The organism is Kitasatospora kazusensis, from assembly GCF_039529945.1.
GTDB classification, from domain to species: Bacteria; Actinomycetota; Actinomycetes; order Streptomycetales; family Streptomycetaceae; genus Kitasatospora; species Kitasatospora kazusensis.
Genome location: NZ_BAAANT010000122.1, coordinates 1 through 1,523, shown reverse-complemented (window position 1 = coordinate 1,523; position 1,523 = coordinate 1). Strand labels below are relative to the sequence as shown.

General features: G+C 70.3%; 1 protein-coding gene. It reads right to left on the bottom strand.

Annotated elements, in window-relative coordinates; all coding sequences use genetic code 11:
* Nucleotides 1-260 precede the first annotated feature (260 nt).
* Nucleotides 261-1,466: an IS4 family transposase gene (locus ABD330_RS32235; protein ID WP_344469870.1), complete on the bottom strand. Its 1,206-nt coding sequence runs from the start codon at nucleotides 1,464-1,466 to the stop codon at nucleotides 261-263.
* Between the last annotated feature and the right edge of the window lie 57 nt (nucleotides 1,467-1,523).

Genomic DNA, 1,523 nt, shown 5'->3' with positions numbered 1-1,523 from the left:
CAATACCAGTGACTTAGTGGTCCCAGGCTCGTCTGACCGTGACGGGTGGGTTGATCGGGGCGGTCTTGTGGTGCGGCGCGATGGTGACTGCTTCGACCGGGTCTCGGGTGGGCTGCGGCCAGAGCGTGTGGCCAGCCCGTTTGACGCCGAAGTTGGACATCTTGCGTTTGACGACGCGGGCGTTGGAGCGTCTGCGTCGGGTGGGCAGGAGGTGGCGGGCTATCTCCCGCAGCCCGTCGGCGAGGGCTGCGGCCAGGCGGTCAGGGGGAAAAGGCCGCCTGCGCGGCGACTTGGCGTCGCGCGAGGCGGAGAGTGCGGGTGAAGGAGAGCCGGTCGGGGTCCGTGCCGATGTCCTCGGCGGCGGTGTGCATGAGCTGGCGGATCGCGTGGTGGACCAGCAGGTGGCCCCAGACCTCCTGCTCGACGCCCTCGGGCGAGCGGGAGCGCAGAACCTGGGCAGGGCCGCGCTGGTGGGTCTTCAGCTCGTCCAGCGCGGTCTCGATCTCCCACCGCTCGTTGTAGCGGGCCGCCAACTCGGTTGCGGGTGCGGACTCGTGGTCGAGGATGGTGGTGATCAGCCGGTAGGGGGAGGTGTGCTGCGGGCGGCCGGGGTCGTCCAGGGTGTACTCGATGACCCGCACGACAGCCGCGTCGACGCGCTTGCGGTCCCCGGCGGCGGCGATGTCGGACAGGTAGGAGCCGTCGGGAAGCTCCCGCCGCACGGGCAGGACCGCATTGGACTTGATCCGCCACAGCAGGTCCGCGCCGCCCGCCGCAGCGGCCCTCCACTGCTCCAGGCCGGCGAAGCCACGGTCGGCCATCAGCAGGTCATCGGGCCCCAGAGCGTCGAACAGCTCCCGCGCCAGCACGGATTCGGCGGTGGTGAACGGGCCCAGGGTCGCGTGAGTGATCGCGTGGGTGCCGCACTCGGCCAGCGCCACCACCCGCACCTGCGGGAACGCCGACTGCTCACCGCGGTGGGTCTTGGGACGGCCGAACCGCGCGTCGTTCTCCTCACTGTCCGGCACGTCGAACGTCGTCCCGTCGATAGCCATCAGACGCCAACGCCCGTACCACGCACCGATGGTGGACTCGGTCGCGACCGGGCCGGCGGTCTGCTCGAACAGCACCTTGAGGACCTCGGGCCCGAGCTTGACCCGGGCCCGGGAGATCGCCGCGGTGGTGGGAACCTGCCACGACCCCGACCAGCGCCTGGCCCACGCCAGCCCCTCGGTCAGCAGCCGCGCGACCTCCTCATAGCCCTGCCCGGAGAACAGGCACATGGCCAGCACGAAATAGACGACGACCCGTGGCGGCAGCAACCGCTGGCGCTGCCCGGTCCGGCCGCACTCCTCCACGATCCGGTCCACCAGCTCCGGCGGGAACGTACGCGTCAGCAGACCGATCGCGATCCGGTCCGACAGCCGCTCGTCCGTCGACGGCTTGACCTGCCCAGGGCGTGGCATCCAGGCACCTCCTGGACAGGCAGCCTACCAGCAAAGATCCTTAAGTCACTGGTATTG

Coding starts and splice junctions, on each gene's coding strand:
- ABD330_RS32235 (WP_344469870.1), bottom strand. CDS start 1,466: ATGCCACGCCCTGGGCAGGTCAAGCCGTCGACGGACGAGCGGCTGTCG.